The sequence below is a fragment of the Limnobaculum xujianqingii genome (genome assembly GCF_013394855.1).
GTDB lineage: Bacteria > Pseudomonadota > Gammaproteobacteria > Enterobacterales > Enterobacteriaceae > Limnobaculum > Limnobaculum xujianqingii.
The window spans coordinates 730,211-747,741 of the sequence record NZ_JABMLK010000001.1 but is presented as its reverse complement, the minus strand read 5'-3'; the positions used below and the strand labels follow the sequence as shown (position 1 = coordinate 747,741).

General features: G+C 41.3%; 8 protein-coding genes. 3 read left to right on the top strand and 5 right to left on the bottom strand.

All coding sequences use genetic code 11. The features are described from left to right. Positions 1 to 1,190: 1,190 nt before the first annotated feature. From GOL65_RS03230 to GOL65_RS03210, 5 genes are all read right to left on the bottom strand, one after another. Entirely contained in the window at positions 1,191 to 1,802 is a 612-nt protein-coding gene (locus GOL65_RS03230; RefSeq protein ID WP_168189626.1) for a response regulator transcription factor, read from the bottom strand. A 386-nt stretch (positions 1,803 to 2,188) separates the two neighbouring features. Then, the gene (locus GOL65_RS03225) at positions 2,189 to 4,111 is read right to left on the bottom strand and encodes a TolC family protein (RefSeq protein WP_140918760.1); all 1,923 of its coding nucleotides are present in this window, start codon (positions 4,109 to 4,111) and stop codon (positions 2,189 to 2,191) included. Then, complete coding sequence (locus GOL65_RS03220; protein WP_228723046.1) at positions 4,112 to 5,353, bottom strand: HlyD family type I secretion periplasmic adaptor subunit; 1,242 nt, start codon at positions 5,351 to 5,353, stop codon at positions 4,112 to 4,114. 14 nt (positions 5,354 to 5,367) lie between these two features. Continuing rightward, complete coding sequence (locus tag GOL65_RS03215; protein WP_140918759.1) at positions 5,368 to 7,458, bottom strand: type I secretion system permease/ATPase; 2,091 nt, start codon at positions 7,456 to 7,458, stop codon at positions 5,368 to 5,370. Positions 7,459 to 7,569: 111 nt separating this feature from the next. Beyond that, complete coding sequence (locus GOL65_RS03210) at positions 7,570 to 11,241, bottom strand: Ig-like domain-containing protein (protein WP_179038154.1); 3,672 nt, start codon at positions 11,239 to 11,241, stop codon at positions 7,570 to 7,572. 963 nt (positions 11,242 to 12,204) lie between these two features. Between GOL65_RS03210 and GOL65_RS03205 the strand changes: the two genes are divergently transcribed. Genes GOL65_RS03205 through GOL65_RS03195 form a run of 3 tightly spaced genes read left to right on the top strand, consistent with a single transcriptional unit; the run spans position 12,205 to position 17,528 of the window. After that, the gene (locus GOL65_RS03205) at positions 12,205 to 13,458 is read left to right on the top strand and encodes an HlyD family secretion protein (protein ID WP_140918757.1); all 1,254 of its coding nucleotides are present in this window, start codon (positions 12,205 to 12,207) and stop codon (positions 13,456 to 13,458) included. 28 nt (positions 13,459 to 13,486) lie between these two features. After that, a complete protein-coding gene (locus GOL65_RS03200) occupies positions 13,487 to 15,658 on the top strand; it encodes a peptidase domain-containing ABC transporter (protein ID WP_140918756.1) in 2,172 nt (723 codons plus the stop codon). A 1-nt stretch (position 15,659) separates the two neighbouring features. Continuing rightward, positions 15,660 to 17,528: a TolC family protein gene (locus GOL65_RS03195; RefSeq protein WP_140918755.1), complete on the top strand. Its 1,869-nt coding sequence runs from the start codon at positions 15,660 to 15,662 to the stop codon at positions 17,526 to 17,528. Positions 17,529 to 17,531: the final 3 nt, after the last annotated feature.

Sequence of the window (17,531 nt, the reverse complement as noted above, 5' to 3'; positions counted from 1 at the left end):
ATCAAAATCTTTAATTGCTAATCCTTTAGTGATTAATGTCGTAGTAATCATAAAACTTTACTTTAACGAAAAAATATTGATTTTTCTGATGAATATTGGTTTTTTATTTGGTATAAATTATATGAACAATAACATTTTATTTACATTGAAATGACAAAATTAAAACAATAGACTAGTCTTTATAGTAAGCAGTATCAAAAACTTAAGACCAAAGCTTTTTGATACTAACCTGTAAATTTGTGTTCAGTAGATCAGCGAGGAGTTCACTATGAGAGTATTATTAACCGTAACGGGTACCATTCTGCTGATATTCTATTCAACGCTTTTTATTATCAGCATGCCTTAGTTTTGAGCCTGTAGTAAGCCTATAGCTGCAACAAGGATACCCAGTAAATCTCCACTTAAAGCCTCAGGTGGAGATTTTTGTTTCTGCATTTGACCATTCCTATCTATCAGCAACACGTAAAATTTCACTTCATTTTATAAAACTATCCGAAAATTTTATTTATTTCTTCTTAAAATCAAATGGATAATTTAGTTTTTAAATTTAATAATTGAATTTAAAACGCTTTTGTTTTCATTTCGTTTTATGGATAGCACCTCTGAGTAATCAGCGTTAGATTAGCTACCGTTACTGATTATTTAAGAAGGCTACAGGTTAGCGTGCATATTGCCTTTAGCAAGTAACGCATCAAATGGTTACTAATTGAGGAGTTATTGTCTATGATTGGTTTAATACAAGATATTTTTCAGGCAATAGTAGAGTGGTCATCAAATTTCATGATCATATTCTCTTTATGTGCATTTATTATACTTTATATATTTTGCGCTATAGGTCTATTTGCCATTTTAAAAGATAGGCCAGAAAATGATAATTATGATGATCATTTAAATTGATAGGTGGCTAATAAATGTTTTTTTGTTTTTTCTGAAATGTTCTAAAAGAATACATTGCCTGGATAGATATAATTTAGTACCTGTAGTCATTATGTTGAAGTAATAAATTGAATTTAGATTTACCATTGTTTAATAAACAATCAAATAGAGTGTATTTATCATCACGAGAATGAAGGGGAGCTGTGTTTTTAAAAAAATACAGAAATTAAAAATGTACCTGGATAGTAAAAATGAAAGGCAGGGAATAGATTTTATTCCCTCCTTTTACGCCCCAAACTTTACATAATAGCTGATTAGATAGAAAAACTACCCAGTTTAAACAGATCAAGAGAATTTTTTATCTCCAGTTTAAACATAATATTATAGCGATGAACGCTAACGGTTTTGCTACTAATATTTAGCTTTTCTGCGATATCTTTATTAGACATTCCTTGGGTAATGAATTGTAATATCTCGCGTTCACGATTGGTTAGCATCGCTGTTTTATTGACTTTATCATTACACAGTTTATTTTTTGGAATACACTGGAAGCCATTCATCACTAGTTTAGAGACTAAGGTAAGTGATTCGATATCATTGGTTTTATCGATAATTCCATCAATTGACACATCTAATGAATTGATGATATTGGAGTTCGAATTTTCTGAAGTTAGTCCAATGATCTTAGTTGATGAATTTTCACCATGTATTTCTTTTACCAGTTTATCTTTATCATTATTGATCAGATCAATATTAATCAATACCAGCTGTATATCTTGATTTTTAATCATATCAACAACGCCAGTTGTAGAATGAATAGCACCTACGATATCCAGAAAGTCAGTGTTTTTTAAGATTTCACTGATCGCGAAACATACGAATTGATTATTATCGACAATTAATGTCTTTATTTTGCCTTTGTCCATTTTTAAGCGCCTATCGTTGTTTAATACTCGCATCCGTATTCAATGTGTTGAATGCTATGACCTCTATACCAGAAACAGAACACAGAAAATAGATTCATTAACCAGAGTTGTGAACTATTAATAGAGATATTTGTATTACTAAATAAATAAAATCATCAGGGATTTTTGGATCTGTACAATGCTCTGATAAAATCCCTTTATACTGATATAATCATTTATGTTTCAGTTGAAATAGTTTCCTGCCGCAATAATTATATAATTCCCTCATATATAATAGCCTCCTTAGAAGCTTCGCTCATTTTTAACATAAAACTCTAAAAATCACTATTCATTAAAATAAACAACTCACCAACTCGTTAAGAACGATTGAATATAATGAGTTTAAGTTATTTCTTTCTGACCCCAATTAAAAGCATGGGATCATCTATTCCTTTCGGCGTAGAACGAATAACGGGTTTAGTAATTTGCTCTTTTCTGATGTTTTCCTGAATTGCTGACGCCGGAGTTTGGATTGTCTGCGATTCAGAGTATTTATATGGCTTAGTGATATAACCATCATTGCTATTATTGTTATTATTTGAGGTCGGCATAGAAACTTGCGGACGCTCAATAGTTCTGGTTTGAACCGTTTGTGATGGTGCAATTTCAGGTCGGTTAACCACGGTGGTTGGGACATTTTGTGATATAGCTACATCTGGTCTGCTAATCACGGTTGTTTGAATATTTTGTGATGGCGAAATTTCAGGCCTGTTAGCCACAGTAGTTGAGACATTTCGCGGTTCAGTTACATCAGACCGGTTAATCACAGTTGTTTGAATATTTTGTGGTGTAGCTTGAATATTCGGTGGTGTAGCCATTTCTGGTTTACTGGTCACTGTGTTTTGTACGTTTGGTGTATAGACGATTTCTGGTCTGCTGTTTACCTTCGACGTAGCAGGAATCACTATTGGTTCCGGTATTACTTCTTCTGTTATTTGGGCTTCAGGCTCTTTCTGAGACTGCTTATTGCCACCAAATAGGTTAGAAACTAAATTACCACTGTCTTCTTCTTCAAATTTTACTTTGATATTAAATGCTTTATTTATCTCACCTAACTCAGAAAATACGCGAATAAGCAGAACCCGGAAGTTAAAATCCGCATTCACTTTATTGCTCATGGTCTGAAAAAGCTCCTGTTCTGAGTTTAATAAATCCAGGACAGAACGACGGTTTACTTTGTATTGTTCATGGTAAAGCTCTTTTACCTCCTGTGAATGGAGAATACGTTGAGCATAAATATTGGATTGATTTTCCTGGCTCAGCGCTTCCTGATACATCTGGGAGACTTTAGTGGATAAATCCTCGATGGATTTTTGAATGTTCCAGCGGGCGCTTTCTACCCGTTGAGCTGCACCCTTGCTGCGATAGAGCGCGCCGCCGCCATCGAAGATATTACTGTTTACGTTTAGCATCACTACCGTGTCATTTTCTCCGGAAGTACTTAACTTTCCTTGAGAAACCGAAACGCTTAGGGCAGGGAGCCAGCTTTTACTGGTGTAAGCATATTCTGCAGCGGCAGCATCTCTGTTAGATCTGATGGCTTCAACCCGCGGTGACGCTGAAATACGTTCTTTCATTTTCACGGCAAGTTTAGCTTTCAACGCACTAACGTCAGGAATACTTAATCCGGAAGGGCGTTTGCCCACCAGAATGTAGTAATCTTCCTGTGCGGCTTTCAACTGGGCCTCATAGTTAGCCAGCTCCGCATCTAATCCCTTGATCCGTACTTCAACCTGTTCAACATCACCACGGCTATCTACACCACCACTGGCTCTGGCTTCTGCCAGACCAAGAATGTTGCGGTGTTCGATGGTATTCTTTTTATTGATATCAATTAGCTGCTCATATTTCAGAATATTCAAATAGGTTTCAGAAACTTTTGATGACAGCACTTCGGCTTCATCATGAGCAGTGTATACCTCTGAAGATTTATTATGTTCAGCATAGTCAACCTGATCGCCAACCCGGCCAAAGTCGAACAGGGTTTGATCAACTTTGACCGAATAGGTATTGCTGCCATCGCTGTCTTTTTTGTTGCTGCGCATAACCTCGTTGCCAGCATTAAGAGAAACGTTAGGTAACCAACCGCTTCGGGCTTCCCCAATGGTGCTCTCTGCGGAGGCAATTTTCCCCGAATGATATTTGATCGTAGGTGAACGATTGACTGCCATTTGCAGTGTTTCATTTAATGTTTCGGCGTTTATTTCTGCTGACAGCGTGGAAAAGTAGCTGACAACCAGCGTAAGCATGATTTTGTTATATCGAATCACTTATCTTTCCCTCAGCGCTTCTTTGGCTTTATTCAATGGTTTAATCAGATAATCGAGTACTGATTTTTTCCCTGTTTTGATATCAACCGTAGCCAACATTCCCGGGACAATTTCATGAACCTTGCCGTCAGGTGTTTCCAGTGCAGAACGTTCAGTACGAACAAAAACTTTGTAGTAGTACTGTTCACGGCGTACCTGATCCTGAATAGTATCCGGAGAGATTCGCTCTACTGTTGCATCCATAGTTCCGTAGATTGATGATTCATAGGCACTAACCTTCACAATTGCCTTTTGATTTGGATGAATAAATGCAATATCCCTTGGATTTATTTTTACTTCGATGACCAATTGATCTTCGGATGGCACCACTTCCATCAGCTTTCCACCCGGTTCCAGTACGCCGCCAACAGTAGTCACCTGTACGTCTTTGACGATGCCTTTTACCGGTGAGTTGATCACCGTACTGGTTAACTGATCTTTTCTTTGCAACAGTTGGAAGTAGATGGAGTCCAGTTCATTTTTCTTTTTAACCAGCTCTTCTTTAGCCTGTTCAAAGTAATGGTTACGAGCTTCAGTGATTTTATTTTTCAGCTCGTTTTCTTCTCTTCTTAAACGCAGCTCTTCAACCTGACTTACGGCTCCTTTTACTACTAATGGACGAATCAGGTTCAATTCATTGACGGTCAGTTTTAAGCTGCGCTGTAGGCCCGATATGTTTTCATCCAAACCTCTGCGACGGGTGATGAGCAGAGACATTTCGTGATCAATCAGTACTTTGTTATCCGCTAACAGCTCTTCATCTGACATGTCCTTATAGGCAATACCGCCGCTGAACTCACGTAGTAATAACAAGAAGTCTGGCTTACTGTTGTCATCTTTTATCTCAGTGGTTAAACGAGCGATGCTTACTGCCAGTCCTTTAACTTTTGCACCAATTTCGTCGTATCCAGCCTGAAAGCGAGTAGCGTCCAAAACGGCTAATTGCTGACCAGCATTCACCAGATCGCCTTCGCGCACCATCAATTCACGAATAACACCGCCATCTCTGGCTTGAATTATTTGTGAACGGTTCCAGGTAATAACCGTTCCCTGACCATTGGTAACTTCATCCAGTTCTGCATAGTTGGCCCATAAGAGTAGGGCAAAGCAGGTTAATAAAATCATCCAGATGATATAGGTATGCTTTTGTACCGGATCGCCATGCATGCTGATGGTTTTTTTCTTCTTACTAAACAAACTCATTTTCATCATCCTGACTAATTAGTTGCTTGCAACTTTTGCAATACAAGATCCCTTGGCCCATCAAGGATGATATTCCCCTGATTCATGACAATAACTCGGTCAACCAACCTTAAAGGGGCCTGGCGGTGGGTAACCACCACAAAAGTTTTGTCTTTAATATGATCGCGTAGTGAAGCAACTACATGGTTTTCCAACTTCTCATCCATATTGGCTGTTGGTTCATCAAGGAACAGAACAGGGGAGTTGCGCAGCAGGGTTCTGGCCAGCAATAACGTTTGCTTCTGACCACCCGATAACCCCCGACCGCCTTCGGCAATGGATAAATCCAGACCTTTCCCGGTTTTCAACAGGCTGGCAGCACCGGCAATATTTAATACATCAACAATTTGTTCGATGGAGGTTTGAGGTTTACCCATAATCAAATTGTCTCTGATGGTGCCGTGAAACAGCTGCGCGCCCTGTGGTAAATAAGCGATATCGCGGCGAATATCGTTATTGGAAATATCCTTCATCACCAACCCATCAAGCAGCAGTTCACCTTCTGTCGCTTCAGCGATACCGGAGATCAGGCGTAGCAGTGAAGATTTTCCGGCACCGATAGAACCCAGAATGGCGACTTTTTCTCCTGGTTTAATCTCCAGTCGGTCAACATCCAATACCATTGGAGCATCAGGGCTAAAGCGATATTTGACGTTTTTTAAACTGAAGTTGCCTTTGATCTCATCGGTATGCAGCGTTTCGCTGAATGGCTTTTGGTCCAGTGGTTTTTTCAGGAATTCATCTAAACCGGTTTTAGCCATTTTGGCGTGTTGCCAACGGGTTAATACTGATGCCAGCTGTCCTAACGGCGCTACGGTTCTGCTGGATAAGATGGAGCAGGCAATCAAAGTACCGGTAGTGATATCGTTATTAATTACCAGATAAACACCCAGCGCGATGACGCTGATATACACTAACTGTTGAATAAACTGACACCAGTTAGTAATCAGGCTTGACCAGTGTCTCTGTTCTAAAGAGATTTGAGCCGTAGTGATATTACATTCATTCCAGGTGCGTAGAAAACGATCTTCAGCCTGCATGATCTTAATATCTTCCAGACCTTCAACCGTTTCTACCAGCATGGCGTTACGAATAGCACTTTCACGAATACCTTTCTGGGATAAACGAGACAGCGGCCATTGAGCAATCAAACCAGGAATAACTACCAGTGGAATCGCCAGCAATGGCGCAAATGCCAGAGGACCGCCAATAAATGCAATCACCGCAATAAAGATCAGAATAAATGGCATATCCACCATGGCGACGACAGTTGTTGACGTCAGCAACTCACGGATATGTTCAATTTCTCGCAGTTGAGCAACAAAGGCACCGGTGGAATTTGGTCGGGCGTCATTTTTCATCCTCAAAGCCCGGGAGAAAAACATACCTGACATAAACAGGTCAGTTTTCTTACCAATCGCGTCGGCCAAATGGCTTCGGGCAAGGCGTAAACCCATATCCATCAGCAGTGCAACCATTACCCCGATAAACAGAACCCATAATGTTGAATAGGACTGTGCAGGAATAACCCGATCATAAATCTGCATAGAAAAGAGGGCGCTGGAGAGGGCAAGAATGTTACCAAATAAGGCACCCAGAGCAATTTGCCCATAAAACTTAGTGTCTTTAGCGATTAATTGAAATAACCAATTTCCTTTATAAGGTTTAAGGAATTCATCAACACGTTTGTCTTCTATTCTTTCTTTTGGATAAATTAACCAAAGCGCACCTTCTCTCATTAATTCCAGCTGTTCTAAATTAACCTGAGTTTTAACATCTGGAGATATAGGAAATGATAATGTGGCATGAGTTTCATTAATATCATATACCACAACAGCCTGGTTATTTTGTAATGGGACTAATACAGGAAATAATAGCGCAGGAATTTTCTCTAATTTTTCATTAATTTCTTTGCATTGTAACCCAATGTAATTTATCAGGTTATGCATTACTTCACCACGTTCACCACCATTCTGAACGATATGTTTTAAATTATTTGTGCTGACATTTATGCCTAACTCTTTGGCAACAATCGTCACGCATTCATTCCATGGAGAGAAATCCATAACCAATCCTTTGAATTAATATTCATATAACGGCTTATTTATTAATTAATTACTATTAATAAATAATAATTAATTAATAAGGGGCGAAAGAACTCGCCCCTGAGAGAGGTATTAAATTACAGCGATAGTATTTTGTACCCAAACCTGAGCGTCTTCGTCTTTATCGTAGACATACAGGTTATATTGCACACCAGACTTGTTAGCGGTTGCAACGTTAGTCCAACTGGTTAAATCCAGATCAACTTTGTCGTTTGCATCACCTTTAACAAACAGATGCTTATCATCATTTAGCTTAATCAGATCTTCATACTTAACGTCTAAAGTCAGCGCAGAAGTATTATTCAGATCGATTTGATCGATGTTGTGCAGCTTGCTCAGCGTGGTAGAATCAATGGTAGTGGCTGATTTATCTTCAAATACAACAGTGTCAAAACCATTGCCGCCGTCGATAGATTTAAAGCCATTAGACATAACCAGAATACGGTCATCACCGTCGTTAGCAACCACGTTAGTAACGCCATTACGGGCATCGATAACGTCATCACCATTGGTGCCTACTGCCGATTCTGCTGTACCTTTGATGTAGTGACCTGGGTTAGAAACATCACCTGTCTCACCAGTACCGCGAATTGAGCCATCATCGTTATAAGTACGGCTGTACAGGTTACCACCTGTTTCTGAAACTTCAGACCAGGTAACAGCGAAGCCGCCACCAGCCAGAGCAACGACAGAAGGCAGAGAACAAATGCCTGGATCGTCAACGCCTTTATCAACGATGATTTCGTCGGTGATAGCCTGACCAGTAATATCGAACACGCGAGATACAACGTGAGACTCACCCTGAGTTGTCACAGACGCCCAGCTAACAACGTAGTTGCCGTTTTCCAGAACGGTAATGTCGTTTGCACCGGTTAAGGAGCCAGCGATTACGCCCTGTGCACCATCGGTAGTGCTGTTAACTACGATTGGCTGTGCATCCAGTGCCAGCAACTTACCGTTCAGCAGTTGGAAACGCTGTACTAACACATCACCCATATCGCTACCGGTTACGCGAACCCAGGAGACCGCGAAGGTGCCATCAGGTAAGGTAATCATCTTAGGTGAAACGTCAGCAGAACCTCTTGGTGCATTAGTATTCAGCGTTGCACCATCAAGTACGATTTTGCCGGTGCTGAAGTCTACAACAGAGATTTTCAGGTCAACCGGGTTCTTCAGTAATTGATCGATAGACCAGTCTTTACAAGCCTGCTGCCAGATTACCGCATATTGACCGCCGCCCAGATCGGCACCAACTAAACCTTCGCTGTCGCTGGTAGCGTCACTACCAAAGATCCAGTTAACTGCTTTATCGAAGATACCGTTGCTGGTAGTGATATAACCATTTTCAGTGAAGAAACCACCCAGAGAGAAATCATGTGGAGCTTCTGCAGTTTCACTGAGTTTAACCAGATTACCATTGGCATCTTGTGCGTAACGAACGCTGTACAGGTTTGCGCCAGCTTCGAAAGCATTCAGGTCGAACCAGGTCAGAATGGTGTCAACAAAACCTTCAATTGGTTGAACGATCAGATTCAGTACGCCTTCAGTGATGAAGTCGATAACGGAGCCAATGATTGGAACACCATTTAAACCTAATGCATCACAGAACTCTCTGATGAAACCAGAAATGTCTGCGTTCTCAACCATGTTTTCCAGATCTAATGGCTCAATGAAACGGGTACCGGTAAATACCAGGCTACCGTCTTCCATTTGAACAATAGATGAGCTCAACAGGCCCTGGCCAAACAGCACAGAGTAGATACGATCGGTCAGACCGTTTACAAACAGATCAACTAACGCTTTAAAGTCGGTATCTGGCAGGATGTTCAGGAAATCAATGGTCTTCAGAGCATTGGTCATGAAGTCTGCAATCGGATTCACAATACCTGACAGGGTATTAGTGATCAGATTTGCTAAACCGTCTGGCAGTAAACTGGTCAGCAGACCATTCATGCCACCAATATCACCAGAAGCGGCAACAACCTGTGGACCTGAAGTGATTTCTGCACCATCAGCAGAGAAACGTTGGAAGACAACGTCATTACCGGTATAACTTGAAGGATTTTCGTTTCTGGAATACAGAACGGTAATTGCACCATCAACCGGAGAAACAGCAACGTCAAAGTTACTTAAGTAAGCTTTAGCGCTGTCACGGCTGTAACCATCAGCGACATTCTTCTCGCCCAGAGTCAGTTCAGAAACCATATTGCCACTGGCATCAAAAATCTTGACTTTAATGTCATAGAATTTAGAACCAGCTGCTTCAGCTTGTGGGTAAGCTACCAGGTAGCCACCGTTTGGCAGAGCACGGGTAATTGAAATTGGCGCATCAATACTGTTATCAACTTCAATCTCACGGATATCAGCAACAATAACTGACATGTCATAAGGTTTTTGTTCGAAAGTGATATTGGCAGTATTTTCTTTGCTTGGGCCGCTTACAGGAGTATTGATAACGGTTTCAACGCCAAAAGAATGATTACCAACAGGTAAGTCAGTTGCTTTAATGCTCCAGTTACCGTCAGTACCAACAGTGGTAGTACCGATGATGGTATCACCATCCATAACCTGAACCACAGCGCCAGGCGTACCCAGACCGTGCAGAGTAGGAGATGTGATTTCTGTCGTAGTAGACAGGTCCATGGCATTGGTACCATCGCTCATACCTAATACAGTTGCTTTGGTCGCGACTGGAATAGTTATTTGAGAGACGTTATTTAAATCATCAGCCAGGCTGATTACGCTGGTTCCTGGAATCAGCGTAGCGCCATTCTCAAGAGTAAATTTGTAGTTACCGTTATCATCAGCTTTGATGGTGTATTCAGCGGTACCATCACCATTCAGATCCAGTTTAACTACTGCGCCTGCTTCAGTTTTACCGGTGATAACCGCTAAATCCTGAGAAACAGTCATTGAGATAAAGTCAGGTGCAGCTGCATCAATAACAGTGCTAACTGCAATTTTTTCACCCTTGCTATCCAATACCCAAACGCTAACGGTTGAGCCATCAGGAATAGACGTTGGGGTAGGGAAAGACCAGTTACCATCAGCATCAGTGGTTGCAGTATAGTCGTAAGTACCATCGTTATTGATATCAATATAGACGGTTGCGTTTTTAGCATCACTGGTACCGGTCAGGCTTGAACCATTAGAACGATTCAGCGTGATCAGCGTTGGGTCAGTCACTTCACTTGGATTAGGATCTGGATCTGGCGTAGGATTTGGATTAATGCCGCTGGAGCTATGTCCATTATCATCGTCATCGTTTGCCAGAGCTATCAAACCAGCAATACCGGCAGCACCTAAGCCCAGTGCAACAAACAGACCGGTGTTGTCATCATCACCTGCAGCGGCAGCTTCTTCGCCACGCATTTCATAATAATCCCAACCAGAGATAACTTCTTTTAACTGCTCAGGAGTATAGGCAATAACTTCGCTGCCATCTGCGTAGAGTCTGTCATCACCAAGAACGATTTGCTTTTCAGGTAAACCTGATTCAGATGAATTATCAATGGTTAATGAACTCATACCCTGATCGGCAGAGCCGAAGAAGTTATCTACATTGATCACTTTACCATCAGCGGTGTTCACAACTAACTGTGAACCAGAACGTGACATATGGGTGATAGCGCCGTCATTGGCTTCCACGAAAAGGCGGGTACCCGGAGTTGCACTGATTTGTGTTGAACCAGTCAGAGAGACTTCTTCAACAGCTTGACCTGCTTTTTGTACGTATAGTTTCATATCCATAACCTATATTTGAGGTGTAAAAATTAGCGTTTAAAAATAAAAATGATATCGGCTACAAAAAAGCTAATTTTTTTCCATTAAATCGTAATTAACTATAATTCTTTCTTTAAGTGCGTAATTAAGAGGTCTTTCAATTCAGAAAAACTCACCCTCCCAATTTAGACTTAGGTGCCTATTAGACGCCTAGTAAATTTATCAAAAAAATCTTGTAATGCAAATTATAAGAAAAAATAAAATAGTGTTTTTATTATAAAATAAGTCTTTATTTATACTTAATTAACCATTACTTATTTGATGGTGGTTTTTTATAAATTTTAATTGCAAATTAATTTATATTTAATTTTAATTTGGATTAATTTGTTTTGATAATGTCTGTTTTTATCTAAATCTTACTGTATTCATGGTGTTAGGTGCTTATCTTGACCTGAGTCTTGATTTAATAATGCGTTGTCATTCTAAATGATACTAGCTTAATTCATATTGCCTGATGGCAATTGAGTTCAATAGATATTGAGGTTGCCATTTATATGGTGATTTATGTTTAGCACGCCTTAAGTGATGAGTGTCATTTATTTTTAAACTTAGTGTATATTGCATTGGATAGGAATATTGTTATATTCTTATCTCGGTGACACTTAAAAGCCATTAATATTATCAAATTCAAGAATCACTCTTAGTCTTATGGGTGGTTTATTTATTAGGTCTGAATGTATTCTTGTTTTATATAATTTCATTTAAACGGTGGCTTAAACATTTTAAGTTAAATATTCGATATATTTATAGCGAAGTTCTATTAAATTTTTGGAATCACTTATTTTATTAAGAATGGTACCAATTACTGATGTGTAAATTGATGAAGAGGTAAGCAAATTCATCAATCTAATCACCTCACATTGATTAAGAAACTATCGTTAGTGAATTTAGTTAACGTAATAATTATTAAGGATAAAATGGCTTATGGGGCTATTTCGCCAGGAGGCGCTTCAGGCAGAAAAGCAAAAGTGGCTTGGCAGCGTTATGTTAAGTACTCCTTTAACATTAAGATTTTTTACAGCTTTTGTTTGCGCCATTACTGTATTTATCGTGCTTTTCTGCATTTTGTTTTCTTATACGCGAAAACAAACTGTTACGGGACAGTTAGTACCCGATCGTGGAGTGATCAAAGTTTATAGCCCACAGTACGGTGTGGTAACTGACAAAAAGGTGAAGGAAGGGGAGCTGGTTAAAAAGGGTGATGTGCTCTACATCATTTCCAGTGAAAGAGAGTCGCAAAACAGCAGCGGTACTCAGCAGGTGATTAGTACTCAGATTCAGTCCAGGCTGGATTCTCTGAATGAAGATTTAGCTAAGAACCAAACTCAATTTACCGCAGAGAAATCCTTACTGCAGAACTATATTCGGCAGTTAAACGATCAGGTTAATGCCTTAGATAAGCAGATTGTGAACCAGCGTAAGATTTTACAACTGGTTCAACGCCGTCAGCAGCAATATCAGGAGATTTATAAGAAAGAGTATATCTCCCTGGAACAATTCGAGCGGGTGAAAGAGGAGTTATTGCAGCAGCAAAGTGCTCTGAGTAGCTATGAACGCGAGAAGATTAACGCGCAAAAAGAACTGGCGGGAAGACAATCAGAGTTGGATGGATTACTGCTGAAGTTTGATAAACAACAGGCACAGATCGATAGAAATATTTCAACCACCCGACAAGAACTGGCTGAAAGTGAAGCCAAACGTGAAATCACTATTCAGGCACCACAGGCAGGCACAATAACCGCTGCTGTTGCTCAAACAGGGCAGTTTGTGGACAACAGCAAACCCATGGTCAGCATTGTTCCGGAGAACTCACTTTTAATGGTTCATCTTTATGCGCCAAGCAATGCTGTGGGTTTTATTCAGGAAGGTGCTGAAGTTTGGTTGCGTTACCAGTCATATCCATATCAAAAATTCGGCCAGTATCGTGGCGAAGTGGTGTCTATTTCTAAGGCAGCTTTACTGCAACATGAATTACAAAGCACCACTAACGTTGGCAATGAAGCCTCGCTATACCAAATCGTAGTTAAGCCGGATAAGCAATTGATTAGCGTTTATGGGAAAGATAAAGCGCTACAACCGGGTATGGAACTGGAAGCGGATATCACACTGGATAAAAGAAGGCTCTACGAATGGGTATTGGAACCCTTGTTGAGTATCACCAAGAAAGCGACTGACTAAGGGTTAAAGCAACAAGGAAATAATAGGGATGAGTTTCGTTAAAAAAATTAATTTTGGACTAATCAGCCAGCGCTTACCCGTACTGATCCAGACGGAATCGGCAGAGTGTGGTCTTGCCTGTTTAGCCATGATCGCGGGTTATTATAATTACAATATTGACCTGGCGACTTTACGCGGGAAATACAGCATTTCTCAAAAGGGTGCCAACCTCAGTCAACTGCTAAATATTTCTAAGCAGATGAATTTGACCAGCCGCTCTTTGCGGTTGGAAATGGATGATTTACCTAAGCTTAAATTACCCTGCATATTGCACTGGGAGTTTTCTCATTTTGTGGTACTCAAAGCGATTAAAGGGAATAAGTGTATTATTCACGACCCTGCTTTTGGTGTCCGCCAACTGGCATTTTCAGAGGTTTCTAAGTCGTTTACTGGTGTTGCCGTTGAGCTTTGGCCAGACGAGGGATTTAAGCCCCAGGAAGTCCGACGTAAGGTTCGTTTTCGCGATCTGATTGGTAAAATTACCGGTCTTAAAAGCAGCTTTATTCAAGTGCTGTTACTGGCCTTAGGAATAGAGCTATTCAGTATTATCTCGCCGCTATTTACTCAATGGACAATAGACTATGTGATCGTGTCTAACGATCGAAACCTGTTAGTCACATTAATTGTTGGCTTTGGCGTCATGATGCTGGTCCAACAGCTTACCTCAGCCGTGCGTGCGTGGGTGATGATGTATATTTCTACATCTATCAGCGTACAGTGGCGTGATAGCGTGTTCCGCCATCTTTTACGGTTGCCTATCAGCTATTTTGAAAAACGTCATTTGGGGGATATTGTCTCCCGCTTTGGCGCCGTTGATTCTATTCAGTCAACGCTCTCATCATCCTTCTTCGTTGCTATTCTTGATGGCATGATGACCATCGTCACCTTGATAATGATGTACATCTACAGTCCTTATCTGGCGACCATCTGTCTTATCACCATGTTGCTATATGTTATTGGACGAATTCTTTGGTACCGTCCATTACGCATGGCAACAGAAGAGCAGATTATCCATGGTGCAAAACAACAGAGTCATTTTCTGGAAACCATTCGTGGCGTAAGAACCATTAAGTTGTTTCAACGCCAGAATGAGCGAATGTCAGACTGGATGGCGCTGCTGATTAGCCAAATTAACTCTGGTGTCAGAGTACAGAAACTGCAGATCTATTATCAGCAACTCAATGGCCTTTTGTTTGGCATTGAGAACCTGCTGGTATTAGGAATAGGCGCAACCATGGTGATGGATCAGACTTTCACTGTGGGGGTATTGATGGCATTTACCTCTTATAAAGGGCAGTTCAGTAGCCGCATCAGCAGCCTGGTAGATAAGTTTTTTGAATTAAAAATGTTGAGTATTCAAACCGAACGTTTGGCTGACATTGTGTTGACTGAACCGGAAGATGCAATAGAGCAAAAACAGTATGCTCAACAAACCCAACCACCGCGTATTGAGTTTGATAACGTCAGTTTCCGTTATTCAGAGCATGAGCCTTATGTCATTAAGGACATTTCTTTCGTTATTGAACCAGGTCAGTGTGTGGCGCTGGCAGGGGCTTCTGGTTGCGGTAAGACAACCCTAAGTCAGTTACTGTGTGGCAGCCTGGCACCGGTAACCGGCGATATTCTGATTGATGGTGTTAGCCTTAAACAACTGACCGTAGCCAACCTGCGCCGCTTCAGTGCAACCGTACTGCAAGACGATGTGCTGTTTGCAGGCTCTATCATGGATAACATTACTTTCTTTGATCACAACGTTAGTCATGAGAAAGCAATTAAATGCGCCATGATGGCGGCTATTCACCAAGATATCGAACAAATGCCAATGCAATATAACACCCTGGTTGGTGATATGGGTGTTGCGCTTTCTGGCGGACAAAAACAGCGAATTCTGTTAGCCAGAGCGCTGTATAAACAGCCGCAATTATTGATATTGGATGAAGCAACCAGCCATTTAGATGTGCAATTAGAACAGCATGTAAATACGGCCGTGAGTCAATTGGCAATTACGCGTCTGGTGATTGCTCATCGTCCTCAAACATTAGCTATGGTTGATCGCATTATCGTTATTGAAAATGGAACAGTAGGACATGATTTGACACCGGCACAGCTTTTTGGGTCGACAGCACCGTCAACTGAGCCTGCTGTGGAACAAGGAAGCTAAAATGAAGAAGATTATTCTTGCCAGTCTGGTTTATTCCGCCATATTTCCATCCGCTTCATTTGCGGCAAGTCGCGATGATGTGATGAATCTTATTGATGAACTAAGTACTTCCGGACAGCAAAAAAGTAGCTCACCGTCGGTAAAAGTAACACCACAGGCCAGTACAAAAGGACCGCTGCCGGTTAAATCGATATCCACAACATCGTCTGCACCAATGACGGCGCAATCCGCGACAACAAAACCTGTGGCGGTTTCAAGCTCCACAGGCTCAACGCCGGTGAAAACGACCAGCGTTTCTCGCACGGTTGGATATGAACCGGCAAAAACAATGCCGATGAAAAGTTCAACAAACTCTGCTGTGACTGTTACCAGTTCTAAACCTACGTCGTTACCCGGCATTGATGACTATCTGGTGAAAGGAACTTCCTCAGCATCATTACCACCAGCGACCGTAGCACCGGTTCCGGTATCGATGGAACCGGTGGCTCCGGTAACGACACCGCCAGAGCCGCAGAAGGTAGTGGCTCAAGCTGTTGATACTGTTGAAGCACCAGTGGTTGCGGATATATCCAGTAAAAAAAGCTTAAATGACAATGCCTGTCTGGGGGCTGGTCAGGGTAAGGGAAATCTAAGTTTTTATGATGTGGTGGTCATGGCGATGTGTAATGACCCTAAAGCAAAAGCAACCTGGTTAAACCTGCAGCACTATCAGATAGCTAAAGACAGTAGCTATTCGGGCTATATGCCAACCGTGGATTTAAATAGCAGCTTTGGTCATAGAGAGCTGACTCAAACTGTTGATAAGAAGGACTACAAAACAAAAACCGAGTCATGGTCGAACACACTGGAACTTAGCTGGTTACTGTTTGATTTTGGTCAACGTGAAGCCACAGTTGATAAGGCCAAAAGTGAACTAATGGCGGTTGAGTTTTTATCGATGTCTGATTTGCAGGATGTAGTGTTGGATGCGGCTCAGAAATACTTTGCGGTTATCGCTTCCGAAGCCTATCTGGATGCGGCCAGAGACATTGAGGTGATCGCTTATAAAAGCTTACAGGTTACTCAGGGAAAAAGAGAAGCGGGCGTTGGTGAATTAGCGGATGAACTGCAGGCTAAGAACGCCGCCTTATCCGCCACTAATTACCGTATTAAGGCCGAAGGTGAAGTGCGTAATAGCATGGGGGCACTGGCTTCCGTACTGGGTAAAGATATAACTAAAGATATTAGTTTTCAGAAAGGGTTATCGGTTCCTTCCCAAAACTCACTGAATAATATTAATCAGCTAATTGAAAAAGCGTTAAACCAACATCCACAACTCCTTGCGGCTAAAGAGCAAATTACCGTATCGGAAAAAGAGCTGAGCGTAGCTAAAAGAGGTTTTTTACCATCGGTCTATTTGACCTCCCGCTGGGGTAACGATCGTCCTAAGTATGGCCCTGGCTATGACAGCGATGAGTTGTATATGGGAGTCAATGTCAAAGTGCCTCTGTTTAGTGGCTTTAGCCAATACAATGCCGTGCGCTCAGCGCAAAATCGCCTGGAACAAACGCAAAACCAGTTTGTTCAAACTAAGCAGAATATCGCTTTACAGGTATGGCAAACCTACCAGAGCTTATCTACGGCTCAAAACAATCTGAAGAATATGCGCGATCTGGTGGCATCTTCCAGCCGTGCCTATGAAATTGCTCGTGGTCGTTATCAGTCTGGTGTGGGCAGTATTTTGGAGCTGCTAAATACACAAAATGACTTATCGGAAGCGCAAATCAATAACGTGAACACCATGGTGGACTGGCATTTAGCCCGGCTTTCGCTGGCTTCCAGTTTAGGGCAGTTAAACGTCTCAACCATAAAGAGCAGCACGTTGAATTGATGC